Genomic DNA, 21,971 nt, shown 5'->3' on the forward strand with positions numbered 1-21,971 from the left:
TCCTCACTTCTCGTTGTGCTGCTGTCGGAGGGCCCGGACGGCACGGGCGAGGGTGCCGGCGTCGCCGAACGCTCCCGCCTTCGTCACGAGGACCGGCCGGTGGTCGGGGTGGCTGCTGATGACGACGCCGGGTTCGACGGTGCCGTGCACGCGGACGGTGTCGATGTGGAGCGCGTCCAGGACGGCACGGGCGGTCTCGCCGCCCGTGAGGACGAGGGCGCCGAACCGGTGGGCGCTCCGGGCGACGGTGGCCGCCAGGGCCGCGGCGACGTCGAGGGCGTTGTCCTTGTCCACCGGGATGCCGAGGTCGGGTGTGACGACGACGTCACCGGGAGCGCTCGTGATCTGGTCCGTCGCCGCCTGCTGGCCGTCGTCGCGGTGCCGCAACTCGACGTGCTCCGCGCCGCGGCGCACGAGTTCGTCGATCTGTGACCGCGCCGGTCCGGAGTAGCTGCCGACGACGACCAGCACGCGGTCGACCGACGGCAGGGACGGTGCCGGGACCGTCGCGGGGTCCGTCGGCACCATGTGCGCGGCGAGTCCGCCGGACCCGGTCACCAGGGTGGGGCCGGTGACGAGCCGGGAGGCCCGTGCGATCGTCTCGAGGTCGGCGTCGGTGACCGCGTCGAGCACGACGGCATCCGTGCCGGACGCGTGGAGGTCGTCGAGTCGGGCGGCGAGGTCCGCGGGGCTGTCCGTCGGACCGGGGGCGAGCCTCCCGGCCCGGAGGCCCGCGGCGGTGAGCGAGGCGGCCACGTCACCCGAGAACGGTCCCTCGGTGTTGCGGACGCCGTCGACGTGGACGAGCCCGTCGACGGTGGTGCGGCCCGTGCCCGGGAAGGCGGGGGCGACGACGGCGAGGGCGCGTTCGGCGCCGGCGACCACGGCCAGTGCCGCGGCGACCTCGGCGCCGACGTTGCCGCGGAGCAGCGAGTCGATCTTCTTGAAGACCGGACGGCCGAGCGCGACCGACCGGCTGGTGACGGCGGCGACGAGGGCCGCGGCCTGCTCCTGGGGGAGGTACCGGCTCTCGGTGTCGACGGCCAGGACCTCGGCGGCGGGCCACGGCACGTCCGGGCCGAGGACGACGGCGCTGGTCCGGGCGGCCCCGTACCCGCCGGCGGCGTCCGCGGCCCCGGTCAGGTCGTCGGCGATGATCGTGAGGCCGACCGACGGGCTCATCGGGACGCCCCGTTGTCAGCGCCCTCGACGGCGACCGTGGTGGCCGTGCCGTCGCCGGTCCGCTTCGCGGCGAGGCGGCGGGCGTACCAGGCGACGATGAGCGGGGTGCCGATCGAGGTCACCACGATGGCGGCGGAGACGAGGACGGTCGCGGGTCCCGCGGCCTCCTCGTAGGCCGGGTTCGCGGCGGCGACGAGCATCGGCACGGCGGCGGCGTTGCCCGCGGTCGACGACGCGGCGAGGCCGCCGAGGCCGGTGCCCCCGGTGAGGCGGTCGGCGAGGAACAGCACGCCGCCGCTGAGCAGCAGCACGACCAGACCGAGCAGGACGCCGAGCAGGCCGGCGCTGAGGACGGTCTGCAGGCTGATGCCGAAGCCGAGCGCCAGGCCGAAGAAGAAGATGAGGACGGGGGACGCCGCGGAGAGGAACTTCCGCATCGCCGGGTCGAGCGACCCGAGGACCATGCCGAGCACCAGCGGGATCACCGCACCGACGAGCGCCTGCCACGGGAACGCCGACAGGCCCGCGACGCCGAGGATGAGCATGGTGAGGAACGGGCCGGACTCGATCGTCATGATCGAGTACGCGGCGACGTCCTTGGGCTTGCCGTACTGCCCCATCAGCGCCATGTACAGGCCGCCGTTCGTGTCGCTGAACGCGGCGACGAGGGCCAGGACGGACAGGCCGGCGAGGAGGCCGCCCTGCACCGGGAGCTCGGACATGAACTGTCCGGCGACGACGCCGATGACGACGGCGAGCAGCACCTTCGAGCCGAAGAGCGCCCCGCCCTTCTTGAGGATGTACGGCGTCGCCCGGAGGTCGATGCTCGCGCCCATGCAGACGTAGAAGACGGCCAGGATCGGCGTGCTGCCGGTGAGGAGGCCCCCGGTGAAGGAACCGAAGAAGTCCGCGGTGCCGGGGGCGAGGGTCGCGAGGACGGCACCCGCCAGCAGCGGGACGAGCATCATGCCGCCGGGGACCTTCTCGATGGCGGCCTTGATCGGAACGGACATACGCAACTCCATCGTTTCGTTCCGGGTCGTTCCGGCCCGGTGAAACCAGAGTTGCACACAACGCGCATCTTCGTGCGTGTTGTGTGCGGATAACGAGGCAGAGGATGCTCGTTGTGCGCAGTTCAGGCGGTCGGCGCACCACCTTCGGCTGTTGCATCTGTCGCTGCCGCACCCGTCGCCGGCGCCTCGGCCAGTGCCGGGTTCGCCGGCTCCGCGACCGACACCGGCGTCACGCGGCGGACGACCTCGTCCGCGCCGGCGATCCCGAGACCGGTGAAGAGCGCCGACCAGAGGTCCCGGAGCTGGAGTTCGGTGGCCTCCACCGTGCGCGAGCTCGCCCGGGTGCGCAGGACGCCGAAGGTCGACGAGATCACCAGGTCGGCGGCGCGGACGGCCTCCGGGTCGTCGACGTCCAGTCCTCGGGCGACGGCGAAGTGCTCCAGCGTGTACCCCCGCCACGTGAAGGCCCGGGGGAGCGGCTGCCCGGCCTCGCCGAGCTCCTGGCTGACCCGGATCGCCCCGGCGGCGACCGGGCACCGCAGTGCGTCGAGGCACGCGGACAGCAGCATCGTCACCAGGTTCGCGAGGCCCGCGGGCTCGGTCGTCCGGGCCGCCATCTCGAGCCAGCGCGCCTGCTGCTGCTCGACGACGGCCGCGGCGAGGTCGAGCTTCGACGGGAACAGGTGGTACCCGACGGCCGACTTCGGACGGTTCATCGCGGCGGCGACGCTCGCGAACGAGGTGCCGTCGTAGCCGTGCTCGGCGAACTCGGCAGCGGCTGCCTCGACGATCTGCTGGCGTGTGCGGGCCTTCGCGGCCTGGCGTTGGTTCATGCTGCTCCTCGCCCGACGATCCCGGGTGGTTCGTGCCGCTCGATACTACGAGCCCGGTACCACTGTCGCAGGTCGGGCCCGACTGAGCAGTTCATCAGACGATCGTCTGGTGGAACTCGGCACTTTCCCGTGTTCGGACGCCAGGTTGGCAGCCACCTCAGCCGCTGCGTCGCGCCCGCGCGCCCTGCGGCTCCGTCGACCTGGAAGGCACACCGTGCAGATCTCCCGCCGCACTGCGCTCCTCGGCCTCGCCGCCTCCGTCCCGATCGCCTCGGCCGTCCTGGCCACCCCCGCCGAAGCGGCGACGACCACGACCGCCACGTCCGCGGCGACCACCGCGTCCGACCCCGGCGTCCTCGCCGTCCAGAAGTGGCTCAACACGACCTTCGGCCACGTCGCCGGCTGGGTGCACGTCACCGAGGACGGCCAGACCGGAGCCGGGACCGTCACCGGTCTCGCCCAGGCGACCCAGTCCCTCCTGGGCATCACGCCCGTCGTGCCGACGGTGGGACCGGCCACCAGGAAGGGTCTCGAGCAGCACGGGGACGTCGGCCACGAGGTCGGACCCGACGCTGAGACCTGGCGGAAGCTGGCCCAGGCCGGGCTCGTCTGCAAGGGCTTCCCGACCGTCGCGACGACCGGCACGTGGGACGCCCCGACCGTCGCCGCGGTGCAGGAGCTCCGGACCGAACTCGGTGTGGCCCTCGGCGTCCCGACGCTCTCCCCCCACCTGTACGGTGCGCTGCTGACCACCGACCTGATCCGGCTCGCCACCGATGGCTCGTCCACCATCCGCTCCGTCCAGCAGTACCTCAACCGCACGTACGCCGAGGCGGACGGCGGGGCGTACGGCAGCACGAGCGGCCTGGTCGACACGAGCACCGCGTCCGCTGCCGTCCGGGCGATCCAGATCGCGTCCGGGTCCGCGTCGGTCGACGGGGTGTGGGGGCCGGGCACCGCAGCCGGTCTGCGCGCCGCGTCCGCCAGCGTCGTCGGCGTCGGCGCGAGCGGGCCGTGGGTCCAGCTGGTGACGGCGCTGCTCGTGCTCAACCGCGAACGCGTCCCCTTCGACGACGTCTTCACGGCGGCGGACGCCGACGTGGTCCGCGCGTTCCAGCAGTTCCAGGCGTTCCCCGTCGCCGAGCAGACCGGCACGTGCGACTTCGGCACGTGGGCCGCGCTGGCCGCGAGCAGTGGCGACGCCGGCCGCGCGACGACCGGTGCCGACATGGCCACGAAGCTCGACGCTCCCCGGGCCGCGGCGCTGGCCGCCGCCGACGTCCGGGTGGTCGGGCGCTACCTGACGAACTCGCAGACCTCCGGTGCTCGTGACAAGGCGCTGACGGCCGAGGAGCTGCGGGTGATCGGCGACGCCGGACTCGGGCTGTGGCCGATCTTCGAGGAGGGCGGCGACGAGGCGTCCTGGTTCACCTTCGCGCAGGGGATCGTCGACGCGCACCGCGCCCAGGACGCCGCGAAGCACCTCGGGATCCCGAAGCAGACGACGCTGTACTTCGCCGTCGACCTCGATGCCAGCACGGCCCAGATCGACGACGCGGTGCTCCCGTACTTCCGGGGCGTGGCCACGGGCCTCCGGGACCGCGGGAACGTCCACAAGGCCGGTGTGTACGGCTCCCGCGCCACCTGCTCCGCCGTCAGCCACGCCGGACTCGGGCACTTCTCGTTCGTCGGCGGGCTGTCCACCGGGTGGACCGGCAACCAGCTCCAGCCGCTGCCGTCCAACTGGTCGTTCAACCAGATCCAGGGACGCACGATCGGCTCGGGGGGTTCGGCCACCGAGATCGACGCCGTCGTGGTGTCCGGCCGGGACCCCGGCGTGCCGGCCGCGCACCTGCGTGGACACTGACACGGCCATGCGGATCCCACCCGCCCCGGTCCCGCCCGAGGACCGACCGCCCGCGGTCCCGCCCGTCGGCCCGCCGACCGGCCCGTCGCAGTCGTCCGCGGTCCCACACCAGGTGCTCTACGTCTTCGCCGACTTCCAGGAGATGGTGCGCGTCGACTGCTGGTGCAGCCACGACGGTGACCACGTCGACGCCTACCCCTTCCACGAAGAGATCATCCGTCCGCTCATCGACACCATCGTCCGGCGCGTCCGCCGCCGCCCCAGGAGAGGCCAGACCCCATGAACACCATCACGCCCCCGAGCCCGCTGGGCACCAACCGTCGCAGCCGCACCCAACGTGCCGTGGTCGTCGTGCTGGCCGTCGCCCTGGTGGCGTCGACCGGCGTCCTCGCGGTGCTCGCCGCGACGCCCGCCAGCGCCGCCACGATGACGAGTGCGTCGACGACCACGTTCGAGCAGCAGGTCGCCGCCGCGGACCAGACGGACTCCACACACCTCGACGCGGTCGGCTCCCTGGTGCTCCGCCGTCTGCTGCTCGCCGACCCGGTGGCGCAGTCGAAGTGGCTGAGCGGCAAGCCGATCGCCGACCCGGTGCGCGAGCAGGCGGTCGTCGACGAGGCCGTGTCCCTCGCCCGACAGCAGGGCGTCGACCCGGACCTCGTCACCCGGGTGGTCCGGTCGCAGATCGCGGCGAGCAAGGTCGTCCAGCGCGGCCTCATCACGTCGTGGACGCACCACCCCGCCACCGCTCCGACGACCGCGCCGGACCTGGCGACGATCCGCCCGCAGCTCGACGCGATCGACACCGACCTGGTCGCGGCGATCGGCGCCGCTCAGGCGACCGCCGCCAGCCCGCAGTGCGCGCACCTCGTGGTCGCCGAGCGGAAGCGCCTGTCGGCGGACCTCGACCCGCTGCACCGCAAGGGCATCCGCGACGCGCTCGCCGGGTTCTGCACCGCCTGACCGACGGCTGCCGCGGGGCGGTGACGAGCCGAGCCTCCCGTCCGTCGTGATGACGGACGGGAGGCTCGGCTCGCGTCGTGTGGGTCGGCGTGCGTTCGCTACTGCACCGCCTTGTCCGAGTACCGCGTCACGGTCTGCGGCTGCCCGGACACCGCGCCGGTGGCGGCGGAGCCCTGCCCGTTGACGACGTGGTCGATCGTGCCGGCGTTGGTGTTGAGCGCGACGGTGGTCATGTCGTGCAGCACCACGCCCGGTCGGTCCGGCACCTCGAACGACTGCGTCGCGTGCAGCGACGGGTTGACGTTCGTGAAGATGTAGCTGCCGAGACCCCACGCTTCGTGCGTCTTCACCTTGTCGGACACCTTGTACGCGGCCCAGCCGTTCACCTTCTGGTGGCGCCAGGAGGCCTGGTCCGGAGCGTCGTACGGCAGCTCGTTCTGGAAGAACACGGTCCGCCCGCGCTCGCCGTTCCAGACCACGTTGTACTTCTGGTAGTGCTCGACGAACAGGCCGGTGGCGGTGACGTCGTCCCCGTTCACGACCACGCCGGTGTCGGCGGTGTTCACCGTCCAGCCGACGGAACCGGCGACACCGTGGTCGGCACGCCAGGCCCAGATGTCGTCGAGGATCGTGTGGCTGCTGTTGACCTCGAGGCTCGTCGTGGCCTTGCCGACGTGCGGGCCGCCGATGCGGAAGAACACGTCCTGCAGGGCGGTCGGGTCGGCGGCGCTGCCGGCGGTGGCCGGGTCGCGGTCGACCTTGTGGTGACCACTGCCGATGCGCAGCAGCGTCGGGGAGTTGACGGGGCCGGCGTCGAAGGTCAGCCCGGCGATGTCGACGCCCCGGACGTCACCGACGACCATCGGGACGGCACCGGCCTGTGCGGTCAGGGTCGCCATCCCCAGGCCGAGCACCACGGTGTCGGCACGCTTGACGGAGATGCTCTTCGCGACGTCGTAGACGCCGGGCGTGACGAGCAGGTGCTTGCCCTTCGCGAGGGCGGCGTTGATCGTCGCGACCGAGTCCGAGGGGTGCGCGACGAAGAAGTCGCTGAGGGGCAGCGACCGACCGGGGGTGTGCCCGTTCGCCCAGCTGGTGCCGACCGAGTTCGTCGCGGCGCTCGGGACGAACACGCGGTACGCCCCGCTGTCGTCGACGTACAGGTACGGCTTCTCGCGGGAGACCGGGGTCGCCGTCAGTGTCGTGTACGGCGGCACCGGGAAGGACTGCGCGGGGGCGTTCAGGTCGCCGGAGAACACCTGGTTCCAGACGCCGTTCGACCATCCGGCACCCAGGTCGGTGTTCCGGACGTAGAACTGCTGCTGCGAGCCGTTCAGCGCCCCGCCCTCGAGCTCCGAGTCCGCGACGAAGCCGCCGCTGGCGTAGTTGGGGTCCTCGCAGTAGGGCATGAAGGACGTGTAGTCCTTGACGTCCACGCGTCGCATCGGCGCGGCCTGCGAGACGGCCCACATCTCGTTGCCGGTGTGGCAGGCGTCGGCGGTCGGCACCACGTGGATGGTCAGGTTCGACACCGACCGCCAGAAGGTGTCGAGCGAGCCGCTGCCGTTGCGGCCGGTCGCGGTCACACCGCCGTTGATCGTCACGCCGCTCGGGTCCTGCCCGAGGCCGTCGACCTCGGTGGAGTACCCGACCCGGATGTCGAGCGGGTTCGCCGCCGAGCCGTAGGTGCCCGGCTTGAAGAAGAGTGCGTACCGTGCGGTGCCCATCTCGTTGTCGACCTGCTTCTCGTAGACGGCGTCGACCTTCGCCTGGATGTCCGCCTGGGGCATGTCCGGGGAGAAGACGAGGACGTTCGGGCCGAGGTCGGTCGTCGGTGCAGCGGCCGGGGGTGCGGCGACGGCGGTCTGGGTCGTGGCGAGGACGCCGAGCGCTGCTGCGCCCACCGCCACCGTCGCGCCGATGACGCGTCGGCGGGTTCGGGCCCGTCCGAGGGGCGCTGGGGAGAGGGGGTTCACCGTGACCTGCTTCCTTGCAGATGTGCGGACACCGTCGGGCCCGGGGCGACGTCGCTGTCACCGGGGCGGACGACGACGGCCGCGCTGGTTGGGGTGGCGAGAGCGTAACGCCGTCGAGGCACTGCACAGGGGACGGATCCGGGCGCCTTCGTTGTGCGGATGATCCGGCCCCGTCATCCGCCCCGGGCCTGTGGTAGACCCCTCACCATGAGCAGTCCTTCGTTCCTCGATGTGGAGACGACGAATGCCGACGAACTCACCGAAGCGATCAGTGCGGGGTTCGGGTACCGCGTCGTCGCGACCTCGGACGTCGTCTCGCACCGGCAGCGCGTCATCGTCGGTGACCCGGTCACCCTCGCCGAGTTCGAGTGGGGCGCCGAGGTGCACGTCGCCATCGACGCCACCGACGAGCTCATGTTCGTCGAGGTCCGATCGGGTGCCTTCGCGTTCAACCCCTGGGGCTGCGACGAGGTCATCGGCGAGGGCGATGCGTTCGTGATGCCGCCCGACCAGGAACTCGAGTTCGTCGTCGACCACGCCATCGCCTCGACCTGCTCCTTCTCGGCGCAGCTGCTCCGCCGGGTCGCCCGGGAGGTCTGGGACGACGACGGCGTCTGCCTGGCGGAGGGCACCCTGCGACCGGTGGACGCCGGTCGGCACTGGCTCTGGCGCCGGACCGTGCAGGAGTACCGCCGCCAGGTGCTCGAGACGCCGGACGTCTACGGCAACGAGCTGCTCCGCGCCGAGGCGTCACGGTTCGTCGTCGTGAGTGCGATCTCCGCGTTCGGTCTGGTCACCGAACCCCGGCGGGAGGCGTCCGTGAGTGCTGCCGTCCGCCGCGCGACCGCCTGGGTGGACGAGCACCGGCGGGAGCCGATCACCGTGCCGGACATCGCCGCCGCGGCACGGCTGTCGCCCCGGGGGCTCTCGCTGGCCTTCCGGCGGGAGCGTGGACAGACGCCGATGGAGTACGTCCGGCTGGCGCGCGTCGACGGTGCCCGGGCGGACCTGGTCGCCGGGGACCCGACGCGGGGGGACACCGTCGCGGGCATCGCTGCCGACTGGGGCTTCAGCAACGCCGGACGCTTCACGGCGCTGTACCGGCAGACGTACGGCGAGCCGCCGCGTCGGACGCTGATGCGCTGAGGGCGGGGGTCGGTGAGGCCCCCGCCCTCTCGTCCCAGGACCCTGATCCGACCTCTGGGGCATGCCCATCGTGCCAGCAGGGCGACGGCGTCGCAGGGTGTTCGTCCACCAGAGGAACCGATCGCGCGCACCGCGTGCCCGATGTGTCCAGGTGCTACCGTCGGCGTCACGTCCTGGCCCTCGGGCGAGGCGTCCGCGGGGCGGGGTGGCTCCTGATCCGCCACCTCGTCCCACCCCTCCCGTGTCCCATCCCCGCCGTGGCCGCGGGCGGAGGCCCCGTCGCTCGGCATCCGTCTCGATCCGGCAACGTTCCGCCGCTCGTACCCGTACTCCCGCACGGACACGAGCGTCGCTCGGTAGGTTCCCCACGGGGGTACCGCGCTGGACGCCCTCGACCACCGCTGACGAGGGGAGCCAGACATGCGCCGGACCACCGTGTGCACCGTGACGGCAGTCCTCGCCGTCGCACTCGCCCTCGCCGGCTGCACCCAGGACCAGGGGGCCGGGCCCGACCGGACCCCGTCGGCGACCGACGCTGCCGCCACTCCGGCCTCGACCGTGACGCCGGACGTCACGGCGGGCCCCGCCGCGACCCCGACTCTGGGCCCGACTCCGACCTCGGCCGCGACCCCGACGACCGCCGCCGACGCGAGCGGCACGGTCCCCGCGACGTGCCAGGGGCTGCTCACCGCCGGCAGGTGGGACGACTCCTTCGCATCCGCACCGCTCAACGACCCGGCCGTGGTCGGCGACCCGGTCGCCATCCCGAAGAGCGGCTTCACCGACGTGCTCCAGCCGAACGGGAAGCGCCTGTACTGCGTCTGGCGGGACCCGCGGGCAGACATCTCGTACCTGTCCATCCAGGTCGACCAGGTCGACGCATCGACCGCACGCGGTGTGCTGGACGCGCTGAGCGGGTACGAGTGCACCGACGTCCTCCAGGGGCGCAGGTGCCAGAAGACGTCCCAGGACCCGCAGTACCCGGTGATCGACGGCGACACGTACTTCACCCGCGGTGACGTCGCCGTCCGGATCTCGCAGGCGAGCGTCCCGACGAACCGGCTCCTCGACGACGTGGTCGCGCATGTCTTCTGAGCGGACGATCGGACGACCGATGGTGGCGCTGCTCGCCGCGGTGGGTGTGCTGGCCCTCGCCGGCTGCACCCCGGAGCCGGTCGACCCGGCCGCCGTCGATCGATGGAGCGCCTCGAGTGACGCCGCGGTGGAGCACGACGACGACCTGCTCGCGGTGCTCAGTGCCCAGGTCGGCGCCGGGAAGACCGAGGAGCGCGAGCGTGGGTCGGTCGCGATGACCTTCGCGGCGCCGGCGGAGGTCGACGCGGTGGAGTTCTCCTGCTTCGGGGACGGCACGATGTCCGGGATGCTGCTCCTCGACGCCCGGTCGACCTCCCGGTCCCTCGGACTCGAACCACTGCAGTGCGGCGATGGTCCGCACCGCCTGCGGGTGCCGGCGACCTGGCGCCACCACGTCGACCGGGTCTCCTTCGGTGCCGGTGACAGCACGGCCGACAGCGCCTGGCAGCTGACCGTCCGCGGCTCCGGCGGCGCTGCGGACTGACCCGCTGCCGCGGTCCGGCTCAGTGCGAGCGGCCCCGCAGCCGTCCGATCCCCAGGACGATCCCGACGACGACCATGCCCAGCACGAGCCCCGCGATGGCCGAGACCGCGGTGTCCACGACCCACGTCACGACCGGTCCAGCGCCCTCGACCGCGTGTTCGACGTGGTGCAGCAGCTCGTACGGCCCCGCCCAGAACGTCTCGGCGAGGTTCGCGATCACCAGGTGTCCACCGACCCAGAGCATCGCGACCGTGCCGACGATGCTGATCACGCGGAACACGGCCGGCATCGCGCGGACGATCCGGGCGCCGGCACGACGGGTGCGGCGGACCGGGTTCTTCATCATCTGCAGGCCGATGTCGTCGATCTTCACCAGCAGCGCGACGGCGCCGTAGACCAGCAGGGTCATGCCGAGGCCGATCACCGCGAGCGCCCCGAGGGTCTGCCAGAAGCCCAGGTCGGTGTCCAGGCTGGCGAGCCCGATGAGCATGATCTCGGTGCTGAGGATCAGGTCGGTGCGGATCGCGCCGAACACCAGCTTCGGTTCGCTCGCCGCACCGTCCGCGGCGGCCTCGTGGTGCACGCCGAACCACTCGGTGACCTTCTCGGCCCCCTCGAAGCACAGGTAGGTGCCGCCGATGACGAGCAGCCACGGCAGCACCCAGGGGGCGAACGCCGACAGCAGCAGCGCCAGCGGGATGATGATGACGAACTTGTTGAACAGGCTGCCGAGGGCGATCCGGCCCACGACGGGCAGTTCGCGTGCCGGAGCCAGGCCCTGCACGTACTGCGGGGTGACGGCGGCGTCGTCGATGACGACGCCCGCGGTCTTCGCGCTGGCCTTGAGGGCTGCGCTGAGGATGTCGTCCACGACGGCGAGCAGTCCGACTGACATGGGTGGTCTCCTCGAGCGTCCGCGCGGTGTCCGGACAGCGTCCGGGCAGGCTGTCCGACCGCTCAGGCTAGTGGGCCCAAGGTGGGCGTTCCCGCTGAGCCGACCGATCCGTGAACGATCCCGACGGCGGTCTCGTGTCCTGGGTATGGGTATGGGAATGCGAACTCGTACCAAGGTCATCATCGGCATCGCGGCGGGCGTCGTCGTCATCGCGGGGGTCGGCGTCGTCGTCGGCCCGCGCCTCTACGCGGACGCCGTCAACGGTTCCGCCGCCGCCGCACCGTCGCTCTCCCCGAGCGCCGCGGGCAAGCTCGACGCCGCGTCGGCCGACGGCACGTGGAAGTCCGGCACCGGTTCCTACGCCGGGTACCGGGTGCACGAGGTCCTGCAGGGGCAGGATGTCACCGTGGTCGGACGGACGAAGCAGGTGGAGGGCACGGCGACCGTCGCCGACGGCAAGCTCTCCGACGCCACCGTCACCGTGCAGGTCGGCAAGATCAGCACGCCGGAGGCCGCGCGCGACGCCTACTTCCGTGACAAGGCCCTGCAGACCGACCAGTTCCCGACCGCGACGTTCCGCGTCACGAAGCCGGTGGACGTCTCGACCGCCCTGGGCGGCTCGACCCAGAGCGTCACCCTCAGCGGCGACCTCACCATGCACGGCGTCACGAAGTCCGTGAGCGCCGACGCGCAGGTCGCGGTCGGCAAGGACGGCGACGTCCAGGTCGCCGGCAAGGTCCCGGTCACGTTCCAGGACTACGGCGTCACGGCACCGTCGCTCGGTTTCGTCACGGTGGACCCGAAGGGCTCGGTCGAGTTCTCACTCGACCTCGCGAAGTGACGATGGCCGCATCGGGACCGGACGAGCTGCTCGGCGCGCTGTACCGCGAGCACGGCGACGCACTGCTCCGGTACGTGCGGCACCTCACCCGCGACGCCGCCCACGTCGACGACATCGTCCAGGAGACGATGGTCCGCGCGTGGCAGCGGCCCACCGTGCTGGAACGGGAACCGGACGCCGCCCGCGCCTGGCTGTTCACGGTGGCGCGCAACCTGGTCGTCGACGACGCCCGGTCCGCCCGGAACCGCCGGGAGCACGGCACCGAGCACCCGGTCGACCGGGTCGAGGCGGACCGGACCGACGCGGTCCTCGACCGCATCGTCGTCGCCGACGCCCTGGCGTCGCTGTCGTCGGAACACCGCCGGGTGGTCGTCGACGCGTACTGGCTCGGGCACACCGTGCCCGAGATCGCCCGGCGACACGACCTCCCGGAGGGCACCGTGAAGTCACGGCTGCACTACGGGCTCCGAGCACTGCGGCTGGCCCTGCAGGAGAGAGGCGTCACCCGATGAGCGACGACCGCTACGCCGAGTGGGACGCGGCCTACGTCCTCGGCTCACTGCCGCCGGCCGAACGCCTGGAGTACGAGCGCCACCTGGAGCACTGCGATGCGTGTCGCTCGGCCGTCGCCGAGCTGGCCGGTCTGCCGGGGTTGCTGGGGCGCCTCCCGGCCGACGCCGCGGTGGAGATCGCGGAACCGGACGGGAGGCCCGTCACCGGCCACGAGAGCACCCTCGCCTCGGTCGCGCACCGCGTCCGGCGTCGTCGGCGTCGGCGCCGCGCGATCGTGTCCGTCAGCGCCGGCTTCGCCGTCGTCGTCGCCGTGGTCGCGGGGCTCGGGGTCGGCCTGCGTGCCGACGCACCGGGCACCGAGGCGGCCGCGCCGACCGTGTCGACCGGATCCACCGCGGACCGCTACGCGCTGACCGGCAAGTCCGGGTTCGACGTCGACCTGGCGGTGCGCAACGAGGCCTGGGGCACCCGGTTCGACTGGGGCTGCTCGTACGGCGGGCGTGACTGGTCGGCGGACGGTTCGGTGATGTACGACCTGGTGGTCGTCCGCACCGACGGGACGGACGAACGGATCGCGTCGTGGACGGCGTCCGGGCGGGAGGCCCACGGGCTGTCCGCCACGACCGACGTGCCCCGCGCCGACATCGCGAGCGTCGAGGTCCGGCTGCGTGGCGAGACGGGGACGCTGGCGCGGACCGACCTCTGACGCGCTGGCACGGCAGGATGGTCCGGTGACACGTGCGCAGACCGTCCGCGATGCCGTCGTCGACGAGGTCGCCCGCACCGGCTTCGTCGCCCACGGCCTGCACGTGCGCCTCGGTGACGACGTCGCGGAGCACCACTGGGTGCCCGACGTCCGCCGCGACGTGCAGTCGGTCGCGAAGGGCGTCTGCGTCCTGGCGGCCGGCATCGCGGCGGACGACGGGCTGGTCGACCTCGACGAACCGGTGTCGGCCCTCCTGCCCGGCTGGCGGTCCGGTGACGGCGTGGACGCCGTCACCCTGCGGCACCTGCTCAGCATGACGAGCGGCGTCGACCTGCCGTGGACGCCGACGCTCCTGACCGACTGGCCGGACCTGGCCGTCGAGTTCATCGGGCGGCCCTCCCGCGGTCGGGTGTTCCAGTACGCGAACGCCAGCACCTACACGGCGATGCGCGTGCTCGAGACCCGGGTCGGTGACGTCGGCCGCTTCGTGCAGGACCGGCTGCTCACCCCGCTCGGCATCGCGGACGCCGAGTGGGAGCGCTGCCCGCTCGGCTTCGTCGCGGCCGGCGGCGGGCTGTGGCTGGACACCGCCGAACTCGCGCGCCTCGGCCGGTTCGTCCGCGACCGCGGCCAGGTCGACGGTCGACAGCTCGTGGCGTCCCGATGGGTCGACGCGCTGCACACCGACTGGGTCGTCGCGGGGCGGAACCCCGGGTACGAGCGGTACGCGCTCGCCGGGTGGGACGGTCCCGCGCAGCTGTGGCGGTTGCACGGCGCGTACGGGCAGATGCTGCTGTTCGACGAGGCCAGGAGCGCCGTGGTGACCGTCACGGCGGACGACCACGCCGGGGCGGACGCGGTGGCGGTGTTCGTGGCGGCGGCGCTCGCCGCGGACGCCTGAGCCCCCGCCGACGCGCCCGCCGACGCCCCCGCCGACCTTCCCCCGAACTGGGGTCGTGAATCCGGCTCAGGTCCGCACTTCCGCCGACTGACGGCCGGCGACCCCGTCAGTACGGTCGTTCCGTGCCACGACGCCACGCGGAACGACCGCGCAGAAGCAGCTCCTCGCCCCGCTCCATCGCGACGTCCGGGGTCCTGGTGATCGCGGCGGTCATCGCGCTCACCGGACCCGCGACCGCTGCGCATGCCGCTGATCGGGCGGCCGGAGCGTCGGACACCGCGCAGTCGACCCCGGCGGCGCGGCTGGCCAGCACCGCGCTGCCGAGCCCGGCCGCGGTCCCGGCTCCGCCCGCCGACGGCACCCGGGTCGGCTCCGGGTCGTTCGCACCCACCCCGCCCGCGACGATCAGCGACAGCGCCGACGTGCAGAAGACCGTGGACCAGCACCTGTACGTCGACCCGTCGCAGGCAGGGAAGCCGGCGCCGACCAACCAGTGGTGGACCGACCTGCTCGTGAGCAAGTACTCCGGCGACATGTGGGCGTACCCGTTCGTCTCCTCGAACAGCAAGGACGGCACGAAGCTGACGTCCCCGACGCGGTGGAACAGCGACGGCACCGCCATGCAGCTCGAGTCGCCGGTGACGGTGAGCGGCACGGTGACTCCGGAGGCGGACCCCTCGGACGAGCTCCTCGCGGACTTCGAGCAGGGCATGCCCGACGGGTGGACGAGCACCGGCACGGCATTCAGCCGGGCGACCGGGACCCCGGCGGGGCAGAGCGAGGTGTCGGGGTGGCTCGGCAACGGCTACCTGACCTCCTGGGGTGCCGCCAGCGGCACCACCGCCGGCGACAGCGCCACGGGGACCCTGACCTCCGGGTCGTTCGCGATCGACCACGCGCACCTGGCCTTCACGATCGCCGGGGGCCAGCACGCCGACCAGGAGGCCGTGCAGCTCGTCGTCGGCGGGCAGGTCGTCGCCTCCGCCACCGGCGCGGACAGCGAGCAGTTCCGCTGGGTCGACTGGGACGTCAGCAAGTGGGCGGGGCAGCAGGCGCAGCTCCGGGTCGTCGACTCGTTGCCCGCCGGCTGGGCGCACGTGATGGTCGACCAGGTGCTCCTGACGGACGAGCCGGACGGGGTCGCGCAGCGGTTCTCGACGGCGTTCTCCGCGACCGAGGCGGACGCGCTCCGCTGGGGCGACTGGAACGTCAGCTGGCGGATGCCGCAGGCCGGATCGGGCGGCCAGTACATGGACGTCACGAGCGTGCAGGGCAACCCGTACGAGTGGTTCGAGTACCACGGCATGACCCCACGGCTGACGGTGCAGTCGGGCGCGACGATCACCGACGGTGACGGGGACCCGATCAGCTTCCCGTTCACGGGCGACCGGTTCGAGATCCGGCAGGGCGACCACGTGTACGGCGTGCACGCACCGGACGAGACCACCTTCACGCGGAGCGGCACCGCCATCGACCCCTCCGCCGGGACCCGGTACCTCGTGCTCAGTGCTGTGCCGACGAGCGGGCTGAGCCTCGACGACCTGCAGCGGACCGCGTTCGCCGTGCCACGGAACACCACGATGGACTACTCGTACGACCCCGCGGCGGGGCAGGTCGAGCAGCGGTGGTCCGTGCAGACGGACACGCTGCAGGGCTCGGACCACGACACCGTGCAGGGCTGGCTGCAGCACCAGTACGCGGAGTCGACGAACGACCTGCACTTCACCGGAGCCACCTACGCCACCCCGCGCGGCACGATGGAGACCACGATCGGGCACGACGGCTGGACCCTCGACTACGCCTTCACCGGCCTCACCCCGACCGGTGCGCCGCCGCAGGGTCAGGACGAACGGGACGTGCTCCGCACGTACCTGGCCGACTACGCCGAGAAGACCACGTACGGCGGCGACACCTACTGGGGCGGCAAGGACGTCCAGCAGCTCGCCGAGTACATGACGGTGGCGCAGCAGATCGGCGACACCGCCGACGAGCAGGAGCTGCAGGCCACGCTCACGAAAGCGCTCACCGACTGGTACACCTACTCGACGGGGGAGAGCGAGCACTTCTTCGCCATGTACCCGACGTGGAAGGCCCTGATCGGCTTCGGCGACTCGTACGGGTCGGCGCAGTTCAACGACAACCACTTCCACTACGGGTACTTCGCCGTCGCCACGGCGCTGCTCGGGGCGGTCGATCCCGGTTGGGCGAAGCGGTACGAGGGCATGGCCACCCTGGTGACGAAGCAGTACGCCAACTGGGACCGCGACGACGACCGGTTCCCGCACCTGCGTACGTTCGGCGTGTGGGAGGGGCACTCGAACGCCGGCGGTGTCTCGTCACCGGGCGGCAACAACCAGGAGTCGTCCTCCGAGGCGATCCAGTCCGAAGCGGGGCTGTTCCTGCTCGGCACCGTCCTCGGCAACGAGGAGATGCAGGCCACCGGCGCGATGGAGTACGTCACCGAACGTGCCGCGGTCCGCGACTACTACCAGAACGCCCACGGCAACCCGGCGTCGAAGGCGTACGACGGCAACGGTGCCTTCCCGGACGCGTACCGGCACGGCCAGGCGGGCATCCTGTTCGACTCCGGCCAGGCCGAGGCCACGTACTTCTCCGGCGACCCGGCGTGGATCTACGGCATCCAGTGGATGCCGACCGCTCCCTGGTTCGACTACTTCGGCTGGGACCCGGACTTCTCGAAGGCGATCATGCGGCAGATGATGCAGGCGCGCCCGGCGGTCGTCGGGCAGGACGGCGTCGTGGGGGGCAACGCCGCGCACATCCAGATGCTCACCAAGAAGTGGTGGGGCGTCGGGACCTACGGCAACGACGTGATCGCGCAGGACCGGAACGCCGCCATCGGCGAGCTCGAGGACGCGATCCGCGCCGCCGAGCGGAACCACCCCGGCTACGTCACGGCGAAGACGGCCGCCAACCCGCTGTACGACCAGGCGACCGGCACGCTCGTCGTCAGCACCGACGCGGACGGCGAGGTCGTCTTCCCGGCGGAGTACTGGACACCGACGACCCTGCCCGCGTCCCTCGTGCCCGCGGAGCTCGACGGGCCGACCGCGGACCGGCAGCCGAAGGACTGGCCGACGAAGTCGCCGCTCCTGTCGTTCCTGTCCACGGGCTACACGGCGGACGAGACGACGATCGACCGGCTGTACTCGGTCGACCTGACCCACTACCGGCCCGGCATCGACACCGCCCACGCGGCCGCCGTGTTCAGCGACATGGGGGACGCACTCGGCAACGTCGTGCTCGGCTTCCTCGCGCAGTACGACCCGGACGCGTACCTCGACATCCACCAGGCGCTCTGGGCGGCGGAGGACCCGGCGGTCACCGGCCAGTCGATGGCCGGACTGGTCTACCACCAGGCCGTGTCGAACCGCACGGTGGGCACCGAAGTCACCGACCGGCACACCTCCGACCCGCTCAGCCAGGTGTTCCGCGCGGCGGACGGCACCTACTCGTACGTGCTCGACAACACCGACGACGTCCAGCACTCGTACGACGTGTACGACGGCCAGCGGGTCATCGGCCAGATCGCCGTCCCCGCGCACACCCAGATCACGTCCCACCTCGACGCCCACCTGGCCGAGATCGTCGTCGACACGGCGGACAGCCCGACGACGCTCGTCCCCGGTTCCACCACGCGGTTCACGGCCACCGGGTACGACCAGTACGGCGCGACCATGCCGCTCGACGGACTGTCCTGGGACGCCAGCACCGGCAGGATCGCCGCCGACGGCACGTACGAGGCCACGGAACGCGCCGCCAGTGCCACGGTCACCGCCTCGGTCGGGTCGGTCCGTGACACGTACCGGTTCCGGGTCGCGCCGGCTCCCGAGCTCACGTCGATCGCGGTGACGCCCGGGTTCGAGCAGCTGGTGGTCGGCACGCCGGCCGAGTTCGCGGCCGCCGGCCACGACCAGTACGGCGACCCGATCGACCTGTCCGGTCCGGTCACCTGGGCCACGACCCTGCCGGGAGGCACGACCGACGCCGGCAGCGTCCGTGCGGCCGGCAGCGGGGCCGGCCACGTCACCGCCACGAGCGGCGGGGTGGAGGGCAGCGCCGTGGTCTCGGCGGTCGCCACCGTCCCGGACCAGGCGCGCCACGCCACCGCCGTCGCGACCTCGAGCGACGGGGGGAACACGCCGGACAAGGCGCTCGACGGCGACCCGACGACCCGGTGGGAGAGCGCGCACGGGCAGGACGCCGTCGACTACACCGTCGACCTCGGCCGCGCGACCGACGTCACCGACGTCGACGTCACGTGGGAGGGCGCCGCCGCGGCGGAGTACGACCTGCAGGTCGCCGACTCCGCTGACGGCCCCTGGCGCACCGTGCGGGACGTGACGAAGACGTCGGCGGCAGCCGACCACGTCGCCGTCGGCAGCACCGCCCGGTTCGTGCGGATGCACGGCATCGACCGGCTCACGCAGTACGGCTACTCGATCTGGTCGTTCGAGGTCCACGGCACCCCGTCGGTCTCGGCGATCACCCCGTCGACGGTGCTGGTCGGACCGCGTGCCACGCGCCTCCCGGCCGGCGGCAGCACCACGTTGACGGCCTACGCGTTCGACGCGGACGGCAACGGCGGACCGGTGACGGCGGCAGCCGGCACCGACGGTGCGCCGACGTGGACGATCGACGGCGGCGGTTCGGTCGCGGGCGACGGCACGGTCACGGCCGCTCCGGCCGACGGTGTCACCGCCACCGTGCACGCCACGCTCGGCGGCGCGTCCGGTCAGGCGACGGTCACGACCGTGGCGGACCATGACGCCGCCGACTCCGACCCGGGTGCCGACCCCGGAACGGAGCCCGGCGACGGCGGGCACGCCTCGCGGGACATCGCGGTCGGCAAGCCGGTGACGACGTCCTCCGACGAGCGCGGTGACCTGTCCGGTGACCAGGCGGTCGACGGCAGCCGGACCACCCGGTGGGCCAGCCGCGCCTCCGACGACCAGTGGATCGCGGTCGACCTGGGCGCCGTGGTCCCCGTCGACCGGGTGGAACTCGACTGGGAGGCCGCGTACGCCGACCGCTACCAGGTCCAGGTGCGCTCCACGACCGACGAGGTCTGGCGCACCGTCGCCACCGAGGACCACGGGGCCGGCGGGACCGCGGTCCACCAGCTCGACGGGGTCCGGGCGCGGTACGTGCGGATGCTCGGCGTGCAACGACACACGGAGTTCGGGTACTCGCTCCACGAGTTCCGCGTGGACTCGACCGAGGGCGCCCCGACCCCCGACCTGGCGCGGAACGCCCCGACGACCTCGTCGGCGGACGAAGCGGTCGGTGTCACCGCGCGGAACGCCACGGACGGGGACCCGGGCTCCCGCTGGGCGAGCGGCCACACCGACGACCAGTGGCTGGACGTCGACCTCGGCTCGGCGGAGCCCCTGCACCGCGCGAGCCTGCAGTGGGAGGACGCGTACGGCTCCGCCTACCGGATCGAGGCGCGGAACAGCGCCGACGACGCCTGGACCACGATCGCGACCGTCAGCGACGGCGACGGCGGGACCGACACGGTCGACCTGTCCGGCACCTGGCGGCACGTGCGGTTCCAGGGCGTGCACCGGGCGACGGAGTACGGCTACTCGCTCTTCGCGTTCGAGGTGCGCTGACCCGGGCGGGGACGACCAACGCGTTCCGCGGACAGTTCGGGGGCTGATCGTGAACGGACATCGCGCCTCCCAGCTGAGCGGGGCATGCTGACGCCAGTTCGTTGTACCTGTTCGGGTCAGGAGCACGAGCGCTCGTGCTGGTGCCTGGTCTCGGGTACCAGCACCTGCACGCTGGCCGGTCAGTGTGCGTCGCGAGCCAGGACGGTCAGGGCGCGTCGCGTGCCAGAACGGTCACGGTGACGTCGTCCTCCGCCTGCTCGGCTGCCCGCAGACGGACCGTCTCGAGGAACGCGGCCGTGCTCGGCGCCCGACGGTAGGTCCGCCCGATGTCCGTCAGGGTGTCGATCGTCCCGTCGCCCAGGTCGAGTGCGCCGTCGCTGGCCACGAGCAGCGCGTCGCCCGGTTCGAGCACCAGGGACCCGAGGCGGAAGGGGACCCCCTGCGGGTGCAGGCCGAGCGGCAGGTCCCGCGACCGCCGGATCTCCGACGTGCCGTCCGCGTGCAGGTGCACGACGAGCCCGTGCCCGGCGTCCACGAAGTCGAGCCGCCCGGTGCTCGGCGTCAGGCGCGAGTGGAAGAGCGTCGCGAACGCGGAGGCCCGACCGAGGTCCTCGCTCATCCGCGGCTCGACGGCCCCGACCGCCGCCACCGGGGGCAGGTCCTCGTGCTGTCGGAGCGCGGCCCGCAGTCCGGCCGCGAGCAGCGCGGCGGGCTGCTCCTTGCCCATGATGTCGGCGAGTGTGAAGGTCACGGCGTCGTCGGCGACCGTCCAGTCGTGGACGTCACCGCTGAGGTCGCCGTACGGCACGCTCAGTCCGGCCAGCGTGTAGCCGGGGACGTGGACGGGTGGCGGGGTGAGGGCCTCGACGACCTCGAGCAGCCGGTCGTGCTGCAGCCCCTTCGCCAGGGCCTGCTCCGTCCACCGCCCCAGGTCGATCAGTGCGGCCTCGTCCTGCGGAGTGAACTCCCGCGGCTGGACGTCCATCAGGCACAGGCTGCCGATCGTCAGCTCGCCCGGCATGGTCAGGGGGACACCGGCGTAGGAGCGGATGCCGCGGCTGGTGACACCGGGCAGGTCGGCGGTGCGCGGGTCAGCGAGCGTGTCCGGCACGACCGTCGGCCCGGGGCGCTGGACGGTGAGCTGGCAGAACGACCACTCGAGCGGCCCGGACGTCGGCTCGCCGGCCAGGTTCGGCGTCAGCGTGTGCAGCAGGGTGTCGTCGAGCAGGTTGACGTACGCGAACGGGACGTCGAAGACCTCGCGGGCGATGCGGACGATCCGGTCGAAGCGCTCGGACGGCGCGAGTCCGACGATGTCGAGCGCGGCGACGAGGGCCGCCCGCGCCGAGCGTGAACCGTCGGTGTCCATGCGCTCTCCCCCCCCACAGATCGGTCCCCGGCATCCTCCCACGACGGGCGGCGCGGCTGTCAGGTCAGGCGTCCCCCTGGACGACGTCCGCGCCCGTGTCCACCGGACCGAGGGCGTCGAGGACCCGGTGCGAGACGGCCCGCAGGGTGTCCGCGTCACCGGCCACGGGCCTCCAGAACAGCTGTTCCAGCGCCGCCGTGTGTGCCCGGATGCCGGCGAGGACCGCGCGCCGACCGTCCGGGGTCATCACGATCCAGCTGCCGCGGCCGTCGGAGGGGCAGTCGGCACGCGCGACCAGCCCCCGGGAGACCATGCGGGTGACCTGGTGGCTGACGCGGGACTTCTCCCAGCCGATCCCGGCGGCCATGTCGCGGACGCGCAGCCGGTGGTCGGGATCGCGGTGCAGGCCGATCAGGATCTCGAACTCGGGGATGGAGATGCCGGCGTCCCGCTGCACGGCCACGTCCAGCGCCCGGTCCAGCCCGCGCCAGACGTCGTGGAACGCGTCCCACGTGGCCCAGTCGTGGCCGTCAGCGCCGTGCTCCACCATC

At 72.6% G+C, this 21,971-nt stretch carries 18 protein-coding genes; 11 read left to right on the forward strand and 7 right to left on the reverse strand.

Annotated features, from left to right (window positions below; all coding sequences use genetic code 11):
* Positions 1–3: 3 nt before the first annotated feature.
* The 3 genes from SOM35_RS03170 to SOM35_RS03180 all read right to left on the reverse strand — a co-directional run bounded on the left by SOM35_RS03170 (position 4) and on the right by SOM35_RS03180 (position 3,028).
* On the reverse strand, positions 4–1,182 hold the full coding sequence (locus tag SOM35_RS03170) for a four-carbon acid sugar kinase family protein (RefSeq protein ID WP_320514350.1): 1,179 nt from the start codon (positions 1,180–1,182) through the stop codon (positions 4–6).
* On the reverse strand, positions 1,179–2,195 hold the full coding sequence (locus SOM35_RS03175; protein WP_320514351.1) for a 2-keto-3-deoxygluconate permease: 1,017 nt from the start codon (positions 2,193–2,195) through the stop codon (positions 1,179–1,181). The genes SOM35_RS03170 and SOM35_RS03175 overlap by 4 nt, the downstream gene beginning before the upstream one ends.
* 122 nt (positions 2,196–2,317) lie before the next feature.
* On the reverse strand, positions 2,318–3,028 hold the full coding sequence (locus tag SOM35_RS03180; protein WP_320514352.1) for a TetR family transcriptional regulator: 711 nt from the start codon (positions 3,026–3,028) through the stop codon (positions 2,318–2,320).
* Between the two features lie 214 nt (positions 3,029–3,242).
* Here SOM35_RS03180 and SOM35_RS03185 point away from each other — a divergent pair, with 214 nt between their 5' ends.
* The 3 genes from SOM35_RS03185 to aroQ are packed head-to-tail and all read left to right on the forward strand — an operon-like array spanning position 3,243 to position 5,858.
* Entirely contained in the window at positions 3,243–4,895 is a 1,653-nt protein-coding gene (locus SOM35_RS03185) for a glycoside hydrolase domain-containing protein (RefSeq protein ID WP_320514353.1), read from the forward strand.
* A gap of 7 nt (positions 4,896–4,902) precedes the next feature.
* A complete protein-coding gene (locus SOM35_RS03190; protein WP_221849065.1) occupies positions 4,903–5,178 on the forward strand; it encodes a hypothetical protein in 276 nt (91 codons plus the stop codon).
* Entirely contained in the window at positions 5,175–5,858 is a 684-nt protein-coding gene (gene aroQ / locus SOM35_RS03195) for a gamma subclass chorismate mutase AroQ (RefSeq protein WP_320514354.1), read from the forward strand. Before SOM35_RS03190 ends, aroQ begins: the two co-directional genes overlap by 4 nt.
* A 98-nt stretch (positions 5,859–5,956) precedes the next feature.
* Here aroQ and SOM35_RS03200 read toward each other — a convergent pair whose 3' ends face one another.
* Complete coding sequence (locus SOM35_RS03200; RefSeq protein WP_320514355.1) at positions 5,957–7,834, reverse strand: adenylyl cyclase; 1,878 nt, start codon at positions 7,832–7,834, stop codon at positions 5,957–5,959.
* Positions 7,835–8,041: 207 nt separating this feature from the next.
* Between SOM35_RS03200 and SOM35_RS03205 the strand changes: the two genes are divergently transcribed.
* The 3 genes from SOM35_RS03205 (at position 8,042) to SOM35_RS03215 (ending at position 10,559) form a co-directional block, all read left to right on the forward strand.
* Positions 8,042–8,980 carry a helix-turn-helix transcriptional regulator gene (locus tag SOM35_RS03205; RefSeq protein ID WP_320514356.1) on the forward strand — a complete coding sequence of 313 codons (939 nt, stop codon included), beginning with the start codon at positions 8,042–8,044 and terminating at the stop codon, positions 8,978–8,980.
* A 444-nt stretch (positions 8,981–9,424) separates the two neighbouring features.
* Entirely contained in the window at positions 9,425–10,075 is a 651-nt protein-coding gene (locus SOM35_RS03210) for a hypothetical protein (RefSeq protein ID WP_320514357.1), read from the forward strand.
* Positions 10,065–10,559 (forward strand): hypothetical protein, encoded by a 495-nt coding sequence (locus tag SOM35_RS03215; RefSeq protein WP_320514358.1) that lies wholly within the window; start codon positions 10,065–10,067, stop codon positions 10,557–10,559. Before SOM35_RS03210 ends, SOM35_RS03215 begins: the two co-directional genes overlap by 11 nt.
* A gap of 19 nt (positions 10,560–10,578) precedes the next feature.
* Here SOM35_RS03215 and SOM35_RS03220 read toward each other — a convergent pair whose 3' ends face one another.
* The gene (locus tag SOM35_RS03220) at positions 10,579–11,454 is read right to left on the reverse strand and encodes a DUF808 domain-containing protein (RefSeq protein WP_320514359.1); all 876 of its coding nucleotides are present in this window, start codon (positions 11,452–11,454) and stop codon (positions 10,579–10,581) included.
* A 157-nt stretch (positions 11,455–11,611) separates the two neighbouring features.
* On the opposite strand from SOM35_RS03220, the gene SOM35_RS03225 reads away from it, so the two are divergent.
* The 5 genes from SOM35_RS03225 to SOM35_RS03245 all read left to right on the forward strand — a co-directional run bounded on the left by SOM35_RS03225 (position 11,612) and on the right by SOM35_RS03245 (position 20,051).
* On the forward strand, positions 11,612–12,295 hold the full coding sequence (locus tag SOM35_RS03225) for a YceI family protein (RefSeq protein WP_301221838.1): 684 nt from the start codon (positions 11,612–11,614) through the stop codon (positions 12,293–12,295).
* A 2-nt stretch (positions 12,296–12,297) separates the two neighbouring features.
* Positions 12,298–12,807 (forward strand): sigma-70 family RNA polymerase sigma factor, encoded by a 510-nt coding sequence (locus tag SOM35_RS03230; RefSeq protein ID WP_253466101.1) that lies wholly within the window; start codon positions 12,298–12,300, stop codon positions 12,805–12,807.
* Positions 12,804–13,514, forward strand: a complete 711-nt coding sequence (locus SOM35_RS03235; protein ID WP_320514360.1) for an anti-sigma factor family protein — start codon at positions 12,804–12,806, stop codon at positions 13,512–13,514. Before SOM35_RS03230 ends, SOM35_RS03235 begins: the two co-directional genes overlap by 4 nt.
* A gap of 25 nt (positions 13,515–13,539) precedes the next feature.
* A complete protein-coding gene (locus SOM35_RS03240) occupies positions 13,540–14,415 on the forward strand; it encodes a serine hydrolase domain-containing protein (protein ID WP_221849057.1) in 876 nt (291 codons plus the stop codon).
* 122 nt (positions 14,416–14,537) lie between these two features.
* Positions 14,538–20,051, forward strand: coding sequence for a discoidin domain-containing protein (locus tag SOM35_RS03245; RefSeq protein ID WP_320514361.1), 5,514 nt, complete (start codon positions 14,538–14,540; stop codon positions 20,049–20,051).
* Positions 20,052–20,256: 205 nt separating this feature from the next.
* On the opposite strand, the gene SOM35_RS03250 is transcribed toward SOM35_RS03245, so the two are convergent.
* On the reverse strand, positions 20,257–21,420 hold the full coding sequence (locus tag SOM35_RS03250; protein WP_320514362.1) for a PP2C family protein-serine/threonine phosphatase: 1,164 nt from the start codon (positions 21,418–21,420) through the stop codon (positions 20,257–20,259).
* Between the two features lie 64 nt (positions 21,421–21,484).
* Complete coding sequence (locus SOM35_RS03255; RefSeq protein ID WP_181439376.1) at positions 21,485–21,970, reverse strand: MarR family winged helix-turn-helix transcriptional regulator; 486 nt, start codon at positions 21,968–21,970, stop codon at positions 21,485–21,487.
* Position 21,971: the final 1 nt, after the last annotated feature.

The organism is Curtobacterium sp. CFBP9011, from assembly GCF_034045095.1.
GTDB lineage: Bacteria > Actinomycetota > Actinomycetes > Actinomycetales > Microbacteriaceae > Curtobacterium.

Excerpts from the sequence above, each read along its gene's own strand:
- SOM35_RS03170 (WP_320514350.1), bottom strand. The coding sequence starts at position 1,182 with ATGAGCCCGTCGGTCGGCCTCACGATCATCGCCGACGACCTGACCGGG.
- SOM35_RS03175 (WP_320514351.1), bottom strand. The coding sequence starts at position 2,195 with ATGTCCGTTCCGATCAAGGCCGCCATCGAGAAGGTCCCCGGCGGCATG.
- SOM35_RS03180 (WP_320514352.1), bottom strand. The coding sequence starts at position 3,028 with ATGAACCAACGCCAGGCCGCGAAGGCCCGCACACGCCAGCAGATCGTC.
- SOM35_RS03190 (WP_221849065.1), top strand. The coding sequence starts at position 4,903 with ATGCGGATCCCACCCGCCCCGGTCCCGCCCGAGGACCGACCGCCCGCG.
- aroQ (WP_320514354.1), top strand. The coding sequence starts at position 5,175 with ATGAACACCATCACGCCCCCGAGCCCGCTGGGCACCAACCGTCGCAGC.
- SOM35_RS03205 (WP_320514356.1), top strand. The coding sequence starts at position 8,042 with ATGAGCAGTCCTTCGTTCCTCGATGTGGAGACGACGAATGCCGACGAA.
- SOM35_RS03215 (WP_320514358.1), top strand. The coding sequence starts at position 10,065 with ATGTCTTCTGAGCGGACGATCGGACGACCGATGGTGGCGCTGCTCGCC.
- SOM35_RS03220 (WP_320514359.1), bottom strand. The coding sequence starts at position 11,454 with ATGTCAGTCGGACTGCTCGCCGTCGTGGACGACATCCTCAGCGCAGCC.
- SOM35_RS03225 (WP_301221838.1), top strand. The coding sequence starts at position 11,612 with ATGCGAACTCGTACCAAGGTCATCATCGGCATCGCGGCGGGCGTCGTC.
- SOM35_RS03230 (WP_253466101.1), top strand. The coding sequence starts at position 12,298 with ATGGCCGCATCGGGACCGGACGAGCTGCTCGGCGCGCTGTACCGCGAG.
- SOM35_RS03235 (WP_320514360.1), top strand. The coding sequence starts at position 12,804 with ATGAGCGACGACCGCTACGCCGAGTGGGACGCGGCCTACGTCCTCGGC.
- SOM35_RS03250 (WP_320514362.1), bottom strand. The coding sequence starts at position 21,420 with ATGGACACCGACGGTTCACGCTCGGCGCGGGCGGCCCTCGTCGCCGCG.
- SOM35_RS03255 (WP_181439376.1), bottom strand. The coding sequence starts at position 21,970 with ATGGTGGAGCACGGCGCTGACGGCCACGACTGGGCCACGTGGGACGCG.